We start from the raw sequence: 18079 nt of genomic DNA on the forward strand, positions 1-18079 counted from the left end.
AACGTCTTTGAAGAAACATATGAAATATACAGTCATTCTCATTGCATTGTCCCTCTTAGTATTATCTGGGTGTAGTTTGCCAGGCCTTGGTGATGGCAATGCAAAAGATGATGTAAAAATTACGACGACTGAAACAAGTGAAACAAAAATTATTGGTAATATGGAAAAATTAATGATTGAGCATGAAACAAATGGCAAAATCAAACCAACTTTAATTGGTAACTTAGGATCAAGTATTATTCAGCATAATGCGTTACAACGCGGAGATGTAAATATGTCGTCAGTTCGATACACAGGTACGGAACTAACAAGTGTACTTGATGCTAAACCGACGAAGGACCCTAAAAAGGCGATGTCAGAAACGCAACGCTTATTTAAAAAGAAATATGATCAAAAATATTATGATTCTCTAGGGTTTGCTAACACATACGCTTTTATGGTTACTAAAGAAACAGCTAAGAAATATCATTTAGAAAAAGTATCAGATCTTAAAAAGTATAAAGATAAATTGCGTTTAGGTATGGATACGCAATGGATGAATCGTGCAGGAGATGGCTATCCTGCATTCGTTAAGGATTATGGCTTTAAATTTGATAGTGCTCGTCCAATGCAAATTGGTTTAGTTTATGATGCACTTAAAAATAAAAAATTAGATGTGGCAGTAGGATATTCTACAGATGGACGTATTGCAGCCTATGATTTAAAAATCTTAAAAGATGATCGTAAATTCTTCCCACCATATGATGGCAGTCCTCTAGCTACGGAGAAATTAATTAAAGATAATCCTAAAATTGATAAAGCATTGAAAAAACTACAAGGTAAAATTAATACTAAAGAAATGCAAAAATTAAATTATGAAGCGGATGGTAAAGGCAAAGAACCTGCCGTGATTGCGGAAGAGTACTTGAAGAAACATCATTATTTTGATAATGAGAAAGGAGGGCAAAAATAATGAAAGCCAATTTATTGCATTCAATCCTAGAGTATTATTCACTCAACTGGGCCTTCCTTTTAGAACTTTTCTTTAAACACTTACTTATGTCTGTTTATGGTGTGTTATTCGCTTGTATCATTGGTATACCCATTGGGATTTTTATAGCGAAATATAAACGCTTATCATGGCCAATCATTACGATTGCTAACATTATCCAAACAGTACCTGCCATTGCGATGCTAGCGATTTTAATGTTAGCTATGGGTCTAGGACCAACTACTGTTGTTGTGACCGTGTTTTTATATTCTTTACTACCAATTATTAAAAATACGTACACAGGTATCGTAGAAGTTGATGATAACATTAAAGATGCGGGTAAAGGTATGGGCATGACGGGCAACCAAATTTTAAGAATGATTGAGCTTCCTTTATCATTATCTGTGATTATTGGAGGTATTAGAATCGCACTTGTAGTAGCAATTGGTATTGTAGCGATAGGTTCATTTATAGGCGCGCCAACACTTGGGGATATTATCATTCGTGGTACAAATTCTACAGATGGAACAACATTCATTTTAGCTGGTGCCATTCCTATTGCATTAATCGCTATAATTATTGACATTGGATTACGCTTTTTAGAGAAGCGTTTAGATCCAACTCGCAAAAATAAAAAAACTCAGTCACAAGAAGACCAAGTTCAAAAATTAGGATAATATTCAGTGATTTGTAATTGTTAATAAGAAAGAGCTACATTTCCTATTAAAAGTATAAGGAAATGTAGCTCTATTTTTATATTATAAAGTTTAAAAATTTATAATAAGATTGGTGCGAGAATAGGTACAACAGCTACGACAATTACGCCTACAATAACAACGGCGATACTTCCCATAGATTCTTCTGTTTCACCTAAATCTTTAGCAGCAGCTACACCCAGAGTGTGGCCACTAGTACCTAAAGCTAATCCTCTCGCAATGGGGTTTGAAATTCTAAACATTTTAACTATTTTAGCACCTAGTGCAGAAATAACTACTGCATTTAAAATAACAGCCAAGGAAGTTAATTCTTTTACTCCGCCAATGCCTTCAGATACAGGTAAAGCAATTGCTGTTGTTGCTGCTTGAGGTAGCATTGATGCTGTAATCTGAGAACCAAATTGGAATAATCTAGCAACTAGGTATATTAAAATAAGTGCTACGACTGTACCTATGGCAATTCCACCAAATATTTGAATCCAGTATTTTTTTAATACATCACGTTTTTTATATAAAGGTATCGCAAAACTAATAGTAGCCGGTTCTAAGAAGAAGTTAATGATATTACCACCAATTTTGTAATCTTGATAGCTAATGCCAGTTACCTTTAAAAACACTATTCCTACAACCATACTGACAAATAATGGTGCCAATAAGAAGAAACCATTTGTTTTTTTATATAGGTATGTAGCAATTACGAAAGGAATTAATGAAAGTAATATTCCAAAGTATGGTGTGTGAATTCCTAAATGATCAAGCATTGTTTAACCTCCGATTTGACTAGTTTCTTCATTTTTTTCTTTAGATGGGAAAAGTGATTTCGTAACTAAAAGTTGTGAAGCAAAACCAGTGCTAATAAGTAATAAAATAGTTGAAATAATAATTAATAAAATAATTAAAACAGGACTCTGACTTAAGATTGGTAATGAGTTAATAACTGAAATACCAGCTGGAACGAAAAGAAAACTAATATTATTTGTTAAAGCAGTTCCTACAGATTCAACTTGTCCTAACTTGACTATGCCAGTGCATAGAGCGATGAATAATAATACTAAACCAATAACTGAAGCTGGCATAGGAATCGGGATAAATGATTCGATTATTTTAGAAATTAATAAAATAACTGCCAGTGTTAAGGCTTGTTGAAAAACATTATATGTTTTCTCTTGGGGGTTTTTATTATCTTCCTTATTTGAATTAGAGTTTGACAACTTTAATTCCTCCTTTGCTTTCTATAAAACACATTGTAATATGTATTTATTTTTTAAGGGTAATTCTATTGAAATAATACTAAAAACGTAAATAAATTGTCATGGAAATTATATTTTTTTGACTTATTTTTGTGAGTTCCAAGAATTCAATCAATAAATTAAGCCCTTACATATCTTAAACCTATAAGTTCAAACATTATAGTATGGAAATATTAAAGTAAATAGTGTAGAATAAGTTTCTATATTTACAAATTTTCTAAAAATTATAAGAAGTCATTTCTTGATAGAAGGTACTATACATAATAAGACTTAATTTAAAAATTTTACCATATTTGTTGGTATCATTTAAAAAGTAAATTTAAATGTGATAAAGTTTCTTAATGTAAAATTACGAAAAAATAATTAGGGGTATTTTCGTTAATTAAGATAAATAAATATATTTAAAGTGAGTTAGTCTTTCAGATTTAGGGTTTCTAATTCAAGTAGGAGGAATAAATGATAGATGAATACTTCAAAAGAATTTAGGGGAGATAACCGCCTTTTACTAGGGATTATATTAGGAGTTATCACGTTTTGGTTATTTGCACAGTCACTGGTTAACTTGGTTGTCCCGTTACAATCATCTTATAACAGTGATATCGGTACGATAAATATTGCTGTGAGTTTATCTGCATTATTTTCTGGCTTATTTATTGTTGGTGCCGGTGATATCGCGGATAAATTTGGACGCGTTAAACTTACATATATTGGATTAGCATTAAATATCATTGGTTCAATTCTTATCATTATTACACCATTACCGAGTCTATTAATTATTGGTCGTGCAGTTCAAGGACTTTCTGCTGCATGTATAATGCCCGCGACGTTAGCGATTATTAATGAATATTACATCGGCACAGCTAGACAACGCGCGCTCAGTTATTGGTCTATTGGCTCATGGGGTGGTAGTGGCGTCTGTACATTATTTGGTGGATTAATGGCGACAAATTTTGGCTGGCGTTCTATTTTTATTATCTCTATTATTTTGACGATATTAGCAATGTTTTTAATAAAACATACTCCCGAGACGAAAGCTGAACCTATCGGCAATAAACCTCTGGAACCTAAGAAATTTGATGTTATTGGATTAATCATTTTAGTGATTTGTATGTTAAGTATTAATGTTATTATTACTCAAACATCTAATTATGACTTGATGTCTCCACTTATATTAGGTTTAATTGCCGTTTTCGTTATCTCACTCATCGTATTCGTTATGTATGAGAATAGAATCAAACATCCTCTTGTTGACTTTGATTTATTTAAAAATAAAGGCTATACCGGTGCAACAGTTTCAAACTTTATGTTAAATGGTGTTGCAGGTGGTACGTTAATTGTGGTTAACACTTATTATCAACAGCAATTAGATTTTAATTCTCAACAAACAGGCTATATTTCACTTACATATTTAGTAGCGGTATTAATTATGATTCGTGTAGGTGAAAAGATTTTACAAGCATTAGGACCTAAACGACCACTACTTATGGGAAGTGGTTTTACAGTTATAGGTTTAATTCTACTTTCTTTAACATTTTTACCTGACGCATGGTACATCGCAGCGAGTGTTGTAGGGTATTTATTATTTGGTACTGGTTTAGGTATCTATGCGACGCCTTCAACAGATACAGCTGTTGCTCAAGCGCCAGACGAAAAAGTAGGTGTAGCTTCAGGTGTATACAAAATGGCTTCTTCTTTAGGGAATGCCTTTGGTGTCGCTATTTCAAGTACAGTTTATAGTGTGCTTGCTGCGCAATTAAATTTATCACTCGGTGGTTTTATGGGTGTGATATTTAACGCAATTGTAGCACTCCTCGCTCTAATAGCTATCTTGTTTTTAGTTCCGAAAAAACAATCAAATTTATAAATATCATGGATGGCGTATTGGCCATCCATTTTCTAAAATAAAAAATTAACAGAAAATTTAGAAAAAAGAGCGAATGTGCATTGACGCTTTATCTTTTAAGTAGTAGTTTAAAAATAATATCATTTAATAAAGGGGATGTAAGGAATGAAAATAGCAATTGCGGGTTCTGGCGCACTTGGAAGTGGGTTTGGAGCCAAACTGTTTCAAAATGGTTATGACGTATCTCTTATAGATGGTTGGGAACCCCAAGTCACATCTATTCAACAGGAAGGCTTACATATTGATATTAATGGTGAGGGATATCATTTTGACATTCCTATGCATTGTCTCTCACAAATTCCGTCAAATGAACTTTACGATGTTATATTTTTATTTCCTAAATCTATGCAATTAGAGTCAGTGTTAGATGCAATCAAACCTCATATTCATAAAGAAACCATTGTGGTTTGTACGATGAATGGGTTAAAACATGAACGACTCATTCGCAATTATGTAGAAGATGCCCGTATTGTTCGTGGTGTCACTACATGGACAGCGGGTATAGACGTTCCGGGTCATACTCACCTTATGGGAAGCGGTCCCGTAGAAGTTGGTTGTCTTGTTCCAGAGGGGATCGATAACGTAAAAATTATCGTAGATATCCTCAATCAAAGTGAATTAAATGGAGTCGTAAGCGAAGATTTACATCAATCAATTTGGAAGAAGATTTGTGTTAACGGCACAGCGAATGCATTGTGCAGTATCTTGGAGTGTAACTTAGCCACTTTAAATGAAAGTAGCTATGCCAAAAATTTAATTTATAAATTAACACAAGAAATTGTTCATGTTGCAACATCTGATCATGTTCACCTTAATGTTGATGAAGTTTTTGAATATCTAATAGACTTGAATGAAAAGGTAGGTCCGCACTATCCTTCTATGTATCAAGATTTAATCAAAGATCATCGTAAAACTGAAATTGACTATATTAATGGTGCAGTTGCACGATTAGGCAAAGAAAATCATATACCCGCTCCAGTGAATGAATTTGTGACAAATCTGATTCATTCAAAGGAAAGTCAGTTAAACGCACAATAAATAATGAAGTAGGACATTTGTTTTAACTTTTTTATAAGATGATAAAGAAGTTATTCAATGTGCTACTTCTTTTTTACAATATGCTTTAGCTTTTTTGAAAAGGGTAAACACAAAAGTGAGTATAAAAGGAGATGTTATGATGTCAAGTACATGTAAAAGAATCATGGTTACAGGCCTTGTTGGAGGCTTCATTGGAGGAGCTATTAAAATGGGATGGGAAGCGTTAGTACCGCCGAGAACTCCTGAACGTGAAGAAGAGCCGCCACCTATGACTTTATTAAATCAATTAGGCTTACCTGAGAAGATTAAACATGCTACTTATAACTACAATCAAAATGAAATACCAATAGCTGTGATGGGCATTCATTATGGCTTTTCAATTGCACATGCGTTCGCATATGCGATTCTTGCTGAAAGATATTCCAAAGTAACTGTTTTAAGAGGGAGTTTATTTGGCATAGCTATAAATATTGCATTTCATGAATACTTGTTACCTCGTGTAGGTTTAACTCCTGAAATTGATGAGTTACCTAAAGAAGAACGTATTTCTGAATTACTAGGTCATATTGTTTGGATGAATGCTATTGATTACGTTAGATCAGCTTTAAAATAAAGTTAAAGTTATTGAGGAAATTCATTTTAAAAAATAGAAAGAAAAGGTGAATAAAATGACTAAAATATTTGTAACAGGAGCAACAGGTTTAATTGGCACGAAATTAGTAAAACGTCTTAAAGAAGAGGGACATGAAGTCGCAGGTTTTACTACATCAGAACATGGTAAACAGAAATTGGAAAATGCAGGTGTGCAACCTTATGTCGGTGATATTCTTAAAGCCGACACAATTGATGCAGCTATAGAAGCTTTTAAACCTGAAATCATTATCAATCAGATTACTGATTTAAAAAATGTAGATATGAGTGCGAATACTAAAGTGAGAATTGATGGTTCTAAAAATTTAATGGATGCTGCAATTAAGCATAACGTTAGAAAAGTAATCGCGCAGAGCATTGCTTTTACCTATGAAGCTGGTGAAGGATTAGCTACAGAAGAAACGCCTTTAGACTATAATTCTACTGGAGACAGAAAGGTTACAGTCGATGGCGTAGAAGGTCTTGAAAATGAAACTAAACGTCTAGGAGAATATGTTGTTTTACGTTTTGGTTGGTTATATGGACCAGGTACTTGGTATGGCAAAGATGGCATGATTTATAACCAATTTATCGACGGTAATGTTACTTTAAGTGATGGTGTTACATCATTTGTGCATCTTGATGATGCTGTAGAAACGTCTATTCAAGCGATTAATTTTGATAATGGTATTTACAATGTAGCTGACGATGAACCTGTAAAAGGTTCTGATTTTGCTGAATGGTATAAGAATCAATTACAGGTTAATCCAAAAATAACAATACAACCCGCACAACCATTTGAACGAGGTGTGACGAATGACAAATTCAAAGCATAAGGTGGTAAACTCATCTATTCAACATGGAAAGATGGTATGAATCCTATAGAATAAAAGAAATGCACTATTTAGAGTGTTTAGTTCATCTACTATATAGATGTCTTCACGCTCTAAATAGTGCTATTTATATGGTCTATTAATTCAAATTATTACTCTGTTTTATTAGCTTGGTTTAGTTCTAATTGATTTTTAAGTTTGGCTGCTTCTTTTTTAGCTTGTTTCCCATAATAAGAGTGTGCAAGATGCATTTGAACTATTAGGAATGCTGCACTGATACTCCAGTATAGACCAAGTGCTGAAGCGGAAGTTAAAGAAGCATATGTAATGAATATCGGCGAAACTACCATAATTACATAATATGTTTTTCTTTGATCTTTAGGGTAATGAATTGAATTGACTAATGGTTGAATAAAGTACATACTAGCTGCGATGATTGTCATAATTAAATTTGGTTCTGTTAAGTTAAACCACAAGAAGTGAGGATACTTAGTGATTCCATCACTTGTTGGATATTTCAAACTCATGTATAACCCCATTAGTATTGGTATTTGAATAATTACCGGAAAGCATCCAATCATGTTTTTAAAAGGGTTAATTCCATATGATTTATATTTCTTCATTAATAATTGATTAGCCGCATTACGTTCTTCTTGAGTGTCAGCCTTTTTGATTTTCTCTCTAATCGCATCTAATTCTGGTTTTACCACATTCGTTTTCTCACGCATCATATGCATATTTTTCACTTGAATTACCATTAAAGGTAGTAATATAAATCGTACAATAAGAACAATAACAATAATAGCTAAACCATAATTGTCATTAAATAATCTACCTAAAAAGTGAAGTAAGCTGTCCATTGGTTTAACAAATAAATTATAGAAAAAGCCTGTTTGATTCTCTTTTTTCGAGTAATCACAGCCGGCTAAAAATATTATTAAACTTAACAATATTAATGCAAGTCGTTTGTGCATAGTCATCTTCCTTTTTATCTCTATCTCTAACAATATAATTGAATTTTAACAAAAAATTACGTACAAAGTATTTATAGATATAAAAAATTGCACACTCTAAAAGTATCAAAATTGAAACTTTAGAATGTGCAATCATTCTTAAATGTAAAGATTCATTGCTTAAGTGTTAAAATCTGATATTTAACTTTTGGGATGACGTGTCAAAACATTAATGGATAACCATATCATCATCATTAACAAGAAAAGGTAAACACTCGTTAACAGCCACTTCGCATGTGCAGGTAACCATGATAATACAAATGTCCAACTTACATTTCCTAATATAAACAGAGGAAGTAAATAAATAGCAATACTCAATATGACAAATAATGTGATGATCAGGAGGAATGTTATAAATGGAACTTTCCTTTTATCATAGATTACACGTTGGTGTTTTAAGTGATTAAGTCGTATTAAACTCAGAAGTAAAAACATGAATGCCCCAAGACCGGTTATAATAGTTATCGTATGATTAAAACTTTTAGACTCATCAATTTTTTGTTCAATAGTTGTATAGTGATCATTATTTAAAATTTGTGAACTTAAGTTTTCAGCTAGATTTGCTACTTGAGATGAATTCATATTTCCTAACACGACAATTCCGTAAGATTTCGTAGGATTAAGTAAAATTTCTGACGAGAAATTATTAAGAGTACCTGGATGAGAAATAATATGGATGCTCGAATTAATAAACCAACCTGCAGCATAACCATCATCGTCTGATTGATTTTCAGTTTCTGAAATCTTTTGATGTGATTGTTTGATTATAGAATTCATTTTAGATGAAGGTTTTAATTGTTGTTTAATCCAATTTTCTAAGTCTTTGGTGCTCGTCATCATAAAAGCTGATGGGGTATCACCAATATTAAATTCAGGTGTAGTCTTTATAGCTTCACCACTTACTAATTCATAGCCAGTAGCTTCGTTTTTACCTTTTTTACTTGTAGTTTTGAAACTAGTATGTCGCATGTGTAACGGCTCTAATATATGTTCTTTAATATATGATTGATAAGATTGATGTGAGACGTTTTGAATAATTAAACCTAGGATATCATAATTCATATTTGAATATTCGAAGCTGTCACCAGGCGCATTATTCAATTCTTTCCCTTTAGCATATTCAACGATATGTTTCAGACTATTATAATCTTCCGAATAATGATCCTCTTCAGTAATATCACTCGGTATGCCACTTGTATGTCCTAGCAATTGTTTAATAGTGATATCTTTTTTCTCATCGTTATATGTCATATAAAAGTCTGGAATGTACTTTGATACTTTATCATTTAAATTTAATTTACCTTCTTCAGCAAGTTGAAGAATCCCATATCCAGTAAAAGCTTTCGTATTTGAAGCAATTTCAAATTTTGTTTGAGGGGTCACTTTCATTTTTTGATCCACATTGGCATAACCATAACCTTTGTTTAAAAAGACTTTATTATCTTTAACAATAAGCACGGAGACACCAGGTATCTTACCATTATTCATTGCTGAGTGAACGATATGATCGATTTGTTTCTGTGAATGATGGGTAAGCATACTCTCCGTTTTACTATGAGCGGTATAATGTTTTGTTAATATACCACTTAATATAAGAATCATCATGGCTACAATAGTGATGATAAAATGTTTCTTTTTCATTGCGCTTTCCTCAATTAATCTTGGTATTTACATTCGATTGTGTACAACCCAAATGCGATAAGTGTTTATTATTATACCAGCTTTCTTGAAAAATACTTCATAAAAAGACTCATTACATTGCTATCAATCTTTTGTATAGTTAAAAATTTTGTAAAACGCAACTAAAAATAAGTGTACTTTAACACTAATGGAGTAAATGATATATTAAAAGATGACTTGAAAACCTATACATTTTATAGAGATGGGAGTATAGTTTAGCCATTGATAAAGAGTTAAAGAGGTAAGCGTTATGTTTAATCAATTTAAAAGACTTTTAATCGGGCGTCCAAAGAAAAATAGAGACTTAAAGGATGAAAAAATTACTAAATTTAAAGGTTTAGCAATCCTGTCTTCCGATGCTTTATCATCTGTCAACTATGGACCAGAGCAAATATTGATCACTTTATCAATAATTGGTGCTGTTGCTTCATGGTATACTTTACCAATCGCTGGTGCAGTTCTTATCTTACTTGCAGCTTTAATCATGTCATACAGACAAGTTATATACGCATATCCTAAAGGTGGAGGTACGTATATGGTTTCTAAAACGAACCTCGGTGAGAAATGGGGATTGCTCGCAGGTGGTTCACTATTAGTAGACTATATTCTAACCGTTGCAGTTAGTATTTCATCAGGTGCAGATGCGTTTGTCGCTGCTTTTCCAAGCTTATACCATTTTAAAGTGTTAATTGCTTGTTTATTAGTTTTGTTCATTTTAATTATGAATTTAAGAGGGCTTACAGAATCAGCCACTGTACTTTCTTATCCAGTCTATTTATTCATAATAGGATTAATTGTATTAATTATTGTAGGAACATATCGTGTTGCTATAGGAGACGTGCAACCACATATGCATTCAACTGTTGGCACTGCAGTACCGGGGGTAACATTATTCTTACTGTTAAAGGCTTTCTCTTCTGGAGCTTCTTCTTTAACAGGTGTGTAAGCTATTTCTAATGCTGTCACCAACTTTAAGGATCCTGCTCCGAAAAATGCAGTCAAAACATTAGTAACTATGGGGACTATTCTAGCAGTTTTACTTGTAGGAATCGTAGGGCTCTCTTACGTTTATGGTGTAATGCCTCAAACAGAGACTACTGTGTTATCTCAACTGGCCTCAAAAATATTTGGTAATAACGTTGCATTCTATTTCGTTCAAGCAACAACAGTAATGATATTAGTATTAGCTGCCAATACTGGATTTACTGCATTTCCAATGTTGACTGCATCAATGTCTAAAGATAAGTATATGCCACGTATGTTCATAGTTCGTGGTGATCGTTTAGGATATTCAAATTCAATTATTGTTTTAGGTGTCTTGGCGATTATATTAATTATTGTGTTTAACGGAATGACTGAAAATTTAATTCCATTATATGCTGTAGGTGTGTTTATTCCATTTACATTAGCACAATTTGGTATGGTCTTGAAGTGGGTAAAAGAACGTCCTAAAGGTTGGGGTATTAAACTATCATTTAACTTAGTGGGTGGAACAATTACTTTTATCGTATTTATGATTCTTCTAATCACTAAATTTACTCAAGTATGGCCAATATTATTCTTCTTACCATTTGTAGTATCTGTATTTATGAGAATTAATACGCATTATAAAAATATAGCTCAACAATTACGCTCAGATATCGATGTACATGACATTCCTGTTGTAGATCGTAATTTAGCTATTGTGCCAATACCTAGTATTACGACGGCGGTTGATAAGTCAATTTATTATGCTCAAATGTTAGCTGATAACGATGTTATCGCAGTCCATGTCACTTTTGGAGATGAAGATGATAAAGCATTAATGGAGAAATGGAAATGACACTTCCCAGATGTAAGATTAGTTATTTTACATTCAGAATATAGAAGTATCATTCGTCCAATCTCAAGATTTATCGACAAAATTCGTAAAAAAGCGAATGATCAAAACTATTTAATCACAGTAGTTGTGCCTGAATTTATTCCCAAAAAACCATGGCACAATCTACTTCACAATCAAACAAGCTTCAGATTGAAAATGCATTTGATCTATCAAAAAAACGTTATATTATGTACCATTCCATTTAAATTAACTAAATAATGTGAGACAGTATGAGAGAACAAGTAACCATACTAAATAAGGCTCAGAAAGATTGATCACAATCTTCTTTCTGAGCCTTTTTATATACATAGCTATTTAAAAGTCATATTTTTGAAATGATACGCCTTATTCTTTTGATTCGTGAGATAAAACAATTTCATTGTAATTAATATTTTCACGAATTTGTGTTGCAACATCATTCGTTATTTTATTACGTTGGATTAACTTATCCAGAATAGTTCTTTGTTTATATAAACCTTCTAATTTTAACTTTCTTAAATTTTCCGGAACAAGGTCATTTTTACTTTGTGTTTGGGATTTAGTGGATTTAAAGTCTTGGCGTGAACGACTACGTAACATACGTAATAATGAATAATACTGATTGATTACTAAACTTACCTCTAAAACATTCGAGCTATCTTGTTCCTCTCGTAATCTCAACACGATATGGTGGTTGACGATGCGCAAGATTTTTTGAACTTGTTTGTAACTATCATGGAACTGCTGTTTTCTCAATTTACGTTCTTCTTTTAATTCTTGTCTTGAATTTTTATATGCTTCACGCTGCTCACGAATTCTAGTTTTATTGTCACTTGTTGATTGGTGTAATTCTTTAAGTCTCGCATGCTCTTGTTTATGAACTAAACGTTCTTCTTTTTTACGATTTTTTCTAGCTTTAAAACGCAAGTAAATCATTTTAAAGAGTCGAGTAAATTTCTCTACAAACGTTTTCTCATTATAAGCTTGAGTAGCATCCATGACATTACGATAGTCTCGAACATTTGTAGCATCAATTTTCCCATTATCGATAAGCTTTTGTAACGTATTTGTTTCCACATCTTCTGCAATATCTTCTAAACGTCGCAACTCTTTTGTATTTTTACTATCAGGTTCAATATTTAATAGAAATGCTAATTCTTGAAAGTATTGGTTCATCACTTGTCTATAATCTATGGAAGTATTGTTTTTAGATTCATTTTTAAAATGATCTATCACATTCTGAACGATAAATATTTTCGCTTCTTGGTAACTCATGCCTTTGAAATGAGATACTTCTTCAGAAGGCGTGATGAGCGGTAAAATGACTTGAGCTAATATTAAGCTGATTAATACCATCAATGATGCAATAAATAATAAATCGTTGCGATATTCAAAACGATGTCCATTACTAATTACATACGGCAAGGTCAATGCCATAGATAGTGAAATCGTTCCGTGAATCCCACACATTGTCATTATAAAAGCATAGTGTGCTCGATTGGGAGGTGTTTCTTCTTCATCTGAGTTATCCATGTAATATTGAATATTTTTCGGGAAATAAAAGTCTTTATACCATACAAATACCCAAATAAAACGAAATACATAAATAGCAAGCGCAATGAGTAGGGTGATCATAATTAAGAATTTAATATTTTCAGGTTCATCTTTAACAATTTCCATAACAACCTCAGGTACGATGAATCCTAGTACAACAAAGACAAAGCCATTCAGTGCATAACTAAACGTATTCCAAATTTGTGTAAAGTTCATTTGTAATTCTGTTTGTGCACGGATTAATCTATCACGTTCTAAACCATGAATTAAACCTGCTACTACTACAGCTATAATACCTGATGCATGCAATGTTTCAGCTATATAGTAAATAGCGAAGGGTGTCAATAATTGGATAAATGTTAATGTGTTATTATCTTTTAATCCTTTGTTCGCTGTAAGGTAGATACGTATTCTCACGACAATAATACCGAAGATGGCACCGACTAATATTCCGATGATTGTCGAAATAATAAATTGTTCGATAGCGTTAATTGCTGAAAATGCACCAGTGACAAGCGCAGTGACCGCAATTTTAAATGAAATGATACCTGCTGCGTCATTCAGCAATGATTCCCCTTCTAGAATAGACATTGATCCTTTAGGTAAAACTTTCCCATTTGTAATGGCTGATACGGCCACAGCATCAGTAGGACATAAAATCGCAGCTATCGCGAAAGCAGCTGGCATTGGTAAATCGGTCCAAATCCAATGTATAAAGTAACCGACGCCAATAACCGTTGTAAAAACTAAGGCCATTGCCATTAAAATGACGGGTTTACGGTATTCCAATAATTTAGAACGAGACACATGCGTTCCTTCAACAAATAATAATGGGGCAATAACGGCCATCATAAATACTTCTGAATCAAATTCGAAATGCATTGGAATAGGTAGAGTAAAGATGATAACACCTAAACCAATCTGAATAAATGCAGTTGGAATTTTAGGAAACATATTATGTAAGACAGAACTTACAATGACTGCAAATATAAAAATTAAAAAAGCTTCTAATAATTCCATATGATTCTCCTCTATAAATCAATAACATATATTTTACCATTTAAAAATGTAAATCACATATACACAACTTTTAGCAGAATTTAACTTTAATTTGTATTAATTATTACCCCAAAAAAAGAAAGCGGAACAAAAAGAATTGTTTATAATTCTTTTATAGTTCCGCCACTCTAAGAGTAATAATTGAAGACATCTTATATAAGCGCAAGAATAACAAATATTATTCTTTAAGATGTTTTTAAAGAGAACATTTATATGTTTTTAGTTTGCTTTTGATTGCTTAAATGTTGTTTTTCAGCTAACGCTTTGGCATTTGATTTATATTTTTTATAGTAGAAGAATAAGAATATGAACCAGATTGGCGAAATAAAGATTGCTGCACGTGTATCAGCACTAAAGAATAATAATATAAATACAAAGAAGAAGAAAGCTAATACGACAAACGCAACCCCTTGACCACCGAATAATTTAAATTTACTATTTCTATGTGCTTCAGAATTCTTTCTAACATAAACTATATATGACACGATAATCATTGCCCAAACTACTAAAAAGAGTACAGTTGATAAAGTCGTAACATATATAAATAGTTTAATTGCATCTGGGAAGATAAAATTTAACAACGCTGCTACAAGTAAAGTAATCGATGATACGAACATTGAAAGGTAGGGTACGCCGTTAGAATTTGTTTTAGTTAATACTTTAGGTCCCAAACCTTGTTTAGCTAAACCAAACAAGATACGACTGTTAGAGTAAATACCGCTATTTGTAGCAGAAGCGGCTGCAGTTAGGACAACAAAGTTCACTATACCAGCTGCAAAAGGTATGCCAATAATACTAAATAGCTTTACGAAAGGACTACTATCTGGGTCAATGTTATCCCATGGAATGACTGACATGATGACTAATAAACCACCGATGTAGAAGAGTAAAATTCTAATAGGAACGTTATTAATAGCCTTAGGGATAGTCTTTTCAGGATCTTTTGTTTCACCAGCTGTTACACCGATAAGCTCAATACCAATAAAGGAATAGACTGCTATTTGAAATGACATTAAGAATCCGAAAGGACCATGTGGGAACATGCCTCCGTGCTTAACTAAATTGGTGAATGAAGCATGACCGTAATGCGTTTTAAATGATAGGAAAATTAAAACCAACCCAACAATTACCATCGCTACGATAGTTACAACTTTAATGATTGAGAACCAAAATTCAAGTTCTCCAAATAAACGGGCGCCTAATAAATTAAATGAAATTAAAATCAGTACAATAAATAACACAGTTAACCAATGAGGGACCTGAGGATACCAAAATGCGAAATATTGCCCCATGGCTGTTAAATCTGACATACTCGAAACGACCCAACAAATCCAATAAGTCCAACCTATTACGAATCCTCCAAAAGGCCCTAAATATTCATTTGCGATATCTACAAATGAATTAAATTTAGAGTTACTTAATAACAATTCTCCCAAAGCACGTATAAATGCGAATAAAATAATCCCAATAATCATATAAGTAAATAATAGTGACGGTCCAGTTAAAGAAATAGTTTGCCCAGAACCTAGAAATAATCCAGTTCCAATAGCACCACCAATAGCAATTAATTGGATATGCCTATTATTTAACTCCCTATGCAATTGTCTAGCCATAGACTTCCTCCTCAGAAAAACAAATGTTTATGAAAGCGTTTTCTTTCGTCTAATATTATAGAAACAATTTTGATAAAGCAATGATTTACAGAAATATAAGTAAATACATTTATAAGAGTGTTTATGATAATAAATACTTATGATTTTTTAGAATAATCAAAAAAATTAGATTGATATTATTTGTATCTATAAAAATTCAGTAAAGCTAAAAAATATACTTAATTATAATCTTATTTTTGTAAATAGCAAGTAATATTACTAAACTGATTAATTAACTTTAATTTCTGGATATGTAATAATAAAAATTATTGTAATCTAATGTAAGAAGGGTCAAATCATGAAAATAGGTACAATTTCAGATTTACATATTGATCGCCACCCAAAACTCAAACCGGAAAGCTATCTCAATATTTTGGCAGAGGTAGTTAATGAGAGGAAATTGGATATATTATTGATTGCCGGAGATATTTCTAATGATTATAAAATGAGTTATCAGTTTATTGTCCATTTAAAAGCCATGATACAAATTCCAACTTATTTTATACCTGGGAATCACGATTTGTGGTCCGATGGCTCGGATAAATCATCAACTGAGATCTTAGAATTTTATAAAACACAAGAAGAATGTTTAATAGGACGTCCATTGATTGTTAATGATGAGTGGGCCATCGTTGGTCATACAGGTTGGTATGATTATAGTTATGCAGATAAGCGATTTTCATTAGACAAAATTAAAAAAGGCAAACATTACGGGGCGACATGGCAAGATAAAGTAAGAATTGACTGGACTACGTCAGACCAACAGTTGTCAAAAGTGGCAGCCCAAATGGTAGATGAAGATATCAAGAACGTTGATGACCGTAATATTATTTTAATGACACATGTGGTTACACATCCACAATTTGTTGTACCTACACCACATCGAATTTTTGATTTTTTTAATGCATTTATTGGGACGCAAGATTTTGATTATATTTATGAGAAATATCCTATTAAATATAGTATTATGGGGCATGTTCATTTTCGAAAAGAACTAAGAGATAGTGATACAACTTACATGTGCCCATGTCTAGGTTATCAAAGACAATGGAGAACATCAGATTTAGCTAAAGAAATCAATCATGCGTTAATAGATTTCCATATTTAAAATTTAATTGTAATTAAAAAATATCTCGAGACAACAACGCTTTGTCTCGAGATTTTACTTTTTATTATGGTTGAACGAATACACACATTTGGCCTGGTGCATTATAACTACGTTCTAATTTTTGTTTTTTTATTTTGATTATCTGTTTATGATTTGGAATGATTGAAGGTATGACAATTCCTTTAGTTAGTTGTGTCCACAAAGGATCAATATAATAGTAATAAGTATCATCATAACCTATTAATAATGTGACATGAATGTTCGATACAAGTCTAGTAGGTTTATTATCAAGACGGAACACGCGGTGAAAGGGTCTAGCACCTAAACTTGTATGATATATAATGACAGGTTGTCCTTGATCAATTACGCGTTCAAGTTGTTTTAAGCTAGAACCTGAACCATCTTTAACACGATTGTCATATTGCTTGAGGAAAGGAACGAATGCAGCAGGAAAGATGGTTTGGTGGTAACCTAACTTCACTAACAGTGGGTGGCCGACGTAACCTTTATATGGATTGTTAGGATGTTTAGGCCATTTGCTCATAATTTCCATTGCTTTAATTGAATGATGATTAAATTGTAGTAACATTGCTGCAGATACGCCTTCACATCCCATAACCATAGGGATTGGAAATAATTGACTTATAGGTTTAACTGGTAAAATGGTTTTCTTCATAATTTCTTCCTCAACAAATTGGTATTCATTTAATATTTAATATTATATAACGTGCCATTCATTTAGTATATTAAAATGTTTGTTCTATTTGATGAGGTTATTATTTTGAAAATGGGTTATAAGATAATTGAGTAAAATTAAAATGGGGGAGATGAAC

The 18079-nt window shown here is 32.4% G+C and carries 14 protein-coding genes and 1 pseudogene; 8 read left to right on the forward strand and 7 right to left on the reverse strand.

Annotated features, from left to right (window positions below; translation table 11 throughout):
- Positions 1-7: 7 nt before the first annotated feature.
- Together V6C74_RS02225 and V6C74_RS02230 are read left to right on the forward strand one after the other, a co-directional pair.
- On the forward strand, positions 8-952 hold the full coding sequence (locus V6C74_RS02225; RefSeq protein ID WP_002453954.1) for an osmoprotectant ABC transporter substrate-binding protein: 945 nt from the start codon (positions 8-10) through the stop codon (positions 950-952).
- On the forward strand, positions 952-1647 hold the full coding sequence (locus tag V6C74_RS02230; protein ID WP_002453953.1) for an ABC transporter permease: 696 nt from the start codon (positions 952-954) through the stop codon (positions 1645-1647). Before V6C74_RS02225 ends, V6C74_RS02230 begins: the two co-directional genes overlap by 1 nt.
- A 98-nt stretch (positions 1648-1745) precedes the next feature.
- Here the strand turns inward: V6C74_RS02230 and lrgB are convergent, their stop codons facing one another.
- A complete protein-coding gene (gene lrgB / locus V6C74_RS02235; protein ID WP_002453952.1) occupies positions 1746-2447 on the reverse strand; it encodes an antiholin-like protein LrgB in 702 nt (233 codons plus the stop codon).
- A 3-nt stretch (positions 2448-2450) separates the two neighbouring features.
- Complete coding sequence (gene lrgA / locus V6C74_RS02240; protein ID WP_002453951.1) at positions 2451-2897, reverse strand: antiholin-like murein hydrolase modulator LrgA; 447 nt, start codon at positions 2895-2897, stop codon at positions 2451-2453.
- A 502-nt stretch (positions 2898-3399) separates the two neighbouring features.
- On the opposite strand from lrgA, the gene V6C74_RS02245 reads away from it, so the two are divergent.
- From V6C74_RS02245 to V6C74_RS02260, 4 genes are all read left to right on the forward strand, one after another.
- Positions 3400-4800: an MFS transporter gene (locus tag V6C74_RS02245; protein WP_002453950.1), complete on the forward strand. Its 1401-nt coding sequence runs from the start codon at positions 3400-3402 to the stop codon at positions 4798-4800.
- A 144-nt stretch (positions 4801-4944) separates the two neighbouring features.
- Positions 4945-5877 (forward strand): 2-dehydropantoate 2-reductase, encoded by a 933-nt coding sequence (locus V6C74_RS02250; protein WP_002453949.1) that lies wholly within the window; start codon positions 4945-4947, stop codon positions 5875-5877.
- 139 nt (positions 5878-6016) lie between these two features.
- The gene (locus V6C74_RS02255) at positions 6017-6490 is read left to right on the forward strand and encodes a DUF1440 domain-containing protein (protein WP_016898595.1); all 474 of its coding nucleotides are present in this window, start codon (positions 6017-6019) and stop codon (positions 6488-6490) included.
- Positions 6491-6545: 55 nt separating this feature from the next.
- The gene (locus V6C74_RS02260) at positions 6546-7343 is read left to right on the forward strand and encodes an NAD(P)-dependent oxidoreductase (RefSeq protein WP_016898596.1); all 798 of its coding nucleotides are present in this window, start codon (positions 6546-6548) and stop codon (positions 7341-7343) included.
- 149 nt (positions 7344-7492) lie between these two features.
- Here V6C74_RS02260 and yidC read toward each other — a convergent pair whose 3' ends face one another.
- Together yidC and V6C74_RS02270 are read right to left on the reverse strand one after the other, a co-directional pair.
- Positions 7493-8314 (reverse strand): membrane protein insertase YidC, encoded by an 822-nt coding sequence (gene yidC, locus V6C74_RS02265; RefSeq protein ID WP_002453947.1) that lies wholly within the window; start codon positions 8312-8314, stop codon positions 7493-7495.
- 180 nt (positions 8315-8494) lie between these two features.
- Positions 8495-9994: a serine hydrolase FLP gene (locus tag V6C74_RS02270; RefSeq protein WP_002453946.1), complete on the reverse strand. Its 1500-nt coding sequence runs from the start codon at positions 9992-9994 to the stop codon at positions 8495-8497.
- A 289-nt stretch (positions 9995-10283) separates the two neighbouring features.
- Between V6C74_RS02270 and V6C74_RS02275 the strand changes: the two are divergent.
- Positions 10284-12113: pseudogene (locus tag V6C74_RS02275) on the forward strand (APC family permease).
- A 126-nt stretch (positions 12114-12239) separates the two neighbouring features.
- Here the strand turns inward: V6C74_RS02275 and V6C74_RS02280 are convergent.
- Entirely contained in the window at positions 12240-14447 is a 2208-nt protein-coding gene (locus tag V6C74_RS02280) for a sodium:proton antiporter (protein ID WP_103175484.1), read from the reverse strand.
- A gap of 248 nt (positions 14448-14695) precedes the next feature.
- Positions 14696-16099: an amino acid permease gene (locus tag V6C74_RS02285; protein WP_103175485.1), complete on the reverse strand. Its 1404-nt coding sequence runs from the start codon at positions 16097-16099 to the stop codon at positions 14696-14698.
- 337 nt (positions 16100-16436) lie between these two features.
- On the opposite strand from V6C74_RS02285, the gene V6C74_RS02290 reads away from it, so the two are divergent.
- Positions 16437-17246 (forward strand): metallophosphoesterase, encoded by an 810-nt coding sequence (locus V6C74_RS02290; protein ID WP_002453941.1) that lies wholly within the window; start codon positions 16437-16439, stop codon positions 17244-17246.
- Positions 17247-17310: 64 nt separating this feature from the next.
- Here the strand turns inward: V6C74_RS02290 and V6C74_RS02295 are convergent, their stop codons facing one another.
- Positions 17311-17922 carry a C39 family peptidase gene (locus tag V6C74_RS02295; protein ID WP_002453940.1) on the reverse strand — a complete coding sequence of 204 codons (612 nt, stop codon included), beginning with the start codon at positions 17920-17922 and terminating at the stop codon, positions 17311-17313.
- Positions 17923-18079 lie beyond the last annotated feature (157 nt).

Origin of the sequence: Staphylococcus capitis subsp. capitis, assembly GCF_040739495.1 — a bacterium.
GTDB lineage: Bacteria > Bacillota > Bacilli > Staphylococcales > Staphylococcaceae > Staphylococcus > Staphylococcus capitis.

Bases quoted from the DNA above. Each gene is read 5' to 3' on its own strand.
- V6C74_RS02250 (WP_002453949.1), top strand. From the start codon at position 4,945: ATGAAAATAGCAATTGCGGGTTCTGGCGCACTTGGAAGTGGGTTTGGA.
- lrgB (WP_002453952.1), bottom strand. From the start codon at position 2,447: ATGCTTGATCATTTAGGAATTCACACACCATACTTTGGAATATTACTT.
- V6C74_RS02285 (WP_103175485.1), bottom strand. From the start codon at position 16,099: ATGGCTAGACAATTGCATAGGGAGTTAAATAATAGGCATATCCAATTA.
- V6C74_RS02260 (WP_016898596.1), top strand. From the start codon at position 6,546: ATGACTAAAATATTTGTAACAGGAGCAACAGGTTTAATTGGCACGAAA.
- yidC (WP_002453947.1), bottom strand. From the start codon at position 8,314: ATGCACAAACGACTTGCATTAATATTGTTAAGTTTAATAATATTTTTA.
- V6C74_RS02280 (WP_103175484.1), bottom strand. From the start codon at position 14,447: ATGGAATTATTAGAAGCTTTTTTAATTTTTATATTTGCAGTCATTGTA.
- V6C74_RS02290 (WP_002453941.1), top strand. From the start codon at position 16,437: ATGAAAATAGGTACAATTTCAGATTTACATATTGATCGCCACCCAAAA.
- V6C74_RS02230 (WP_002453953.1), top strand. From the start codon at position 952: ATGAAAGCCAATTTATTGCATTCAATCCTAGAGTATTATTCACTCAAC.
- V6C74_RS02245 (WP_002453950.1), top strand. From the start codon at position 3,400: ATGAATACTTCAAAAGAATTTAGGGGAGATAACCGCCTTTTACTAGGG.
- V6C74_RS02270 (WP_002453946.1), bottom strand. From the start codon at position 9,994: ATGAAAAAGAAACATTTTATCATCACTATTGTAGCCATGATGATTCTT.
- V6C74_RS02295 (WP_002453940.1), bottom strand. From the start codon at position 17,922: ATGAAGAAAACCATTTTACCAGTTAAACCTATAAGTCAATTATTTCCA.
- V6C74_RS02255 (WP_016898595.1), top strand. From the start codon at position 6,017: ATGTCAAGTACATGTAAAAGAATCATGGTTACAGGCCTTGTTGGAGGC.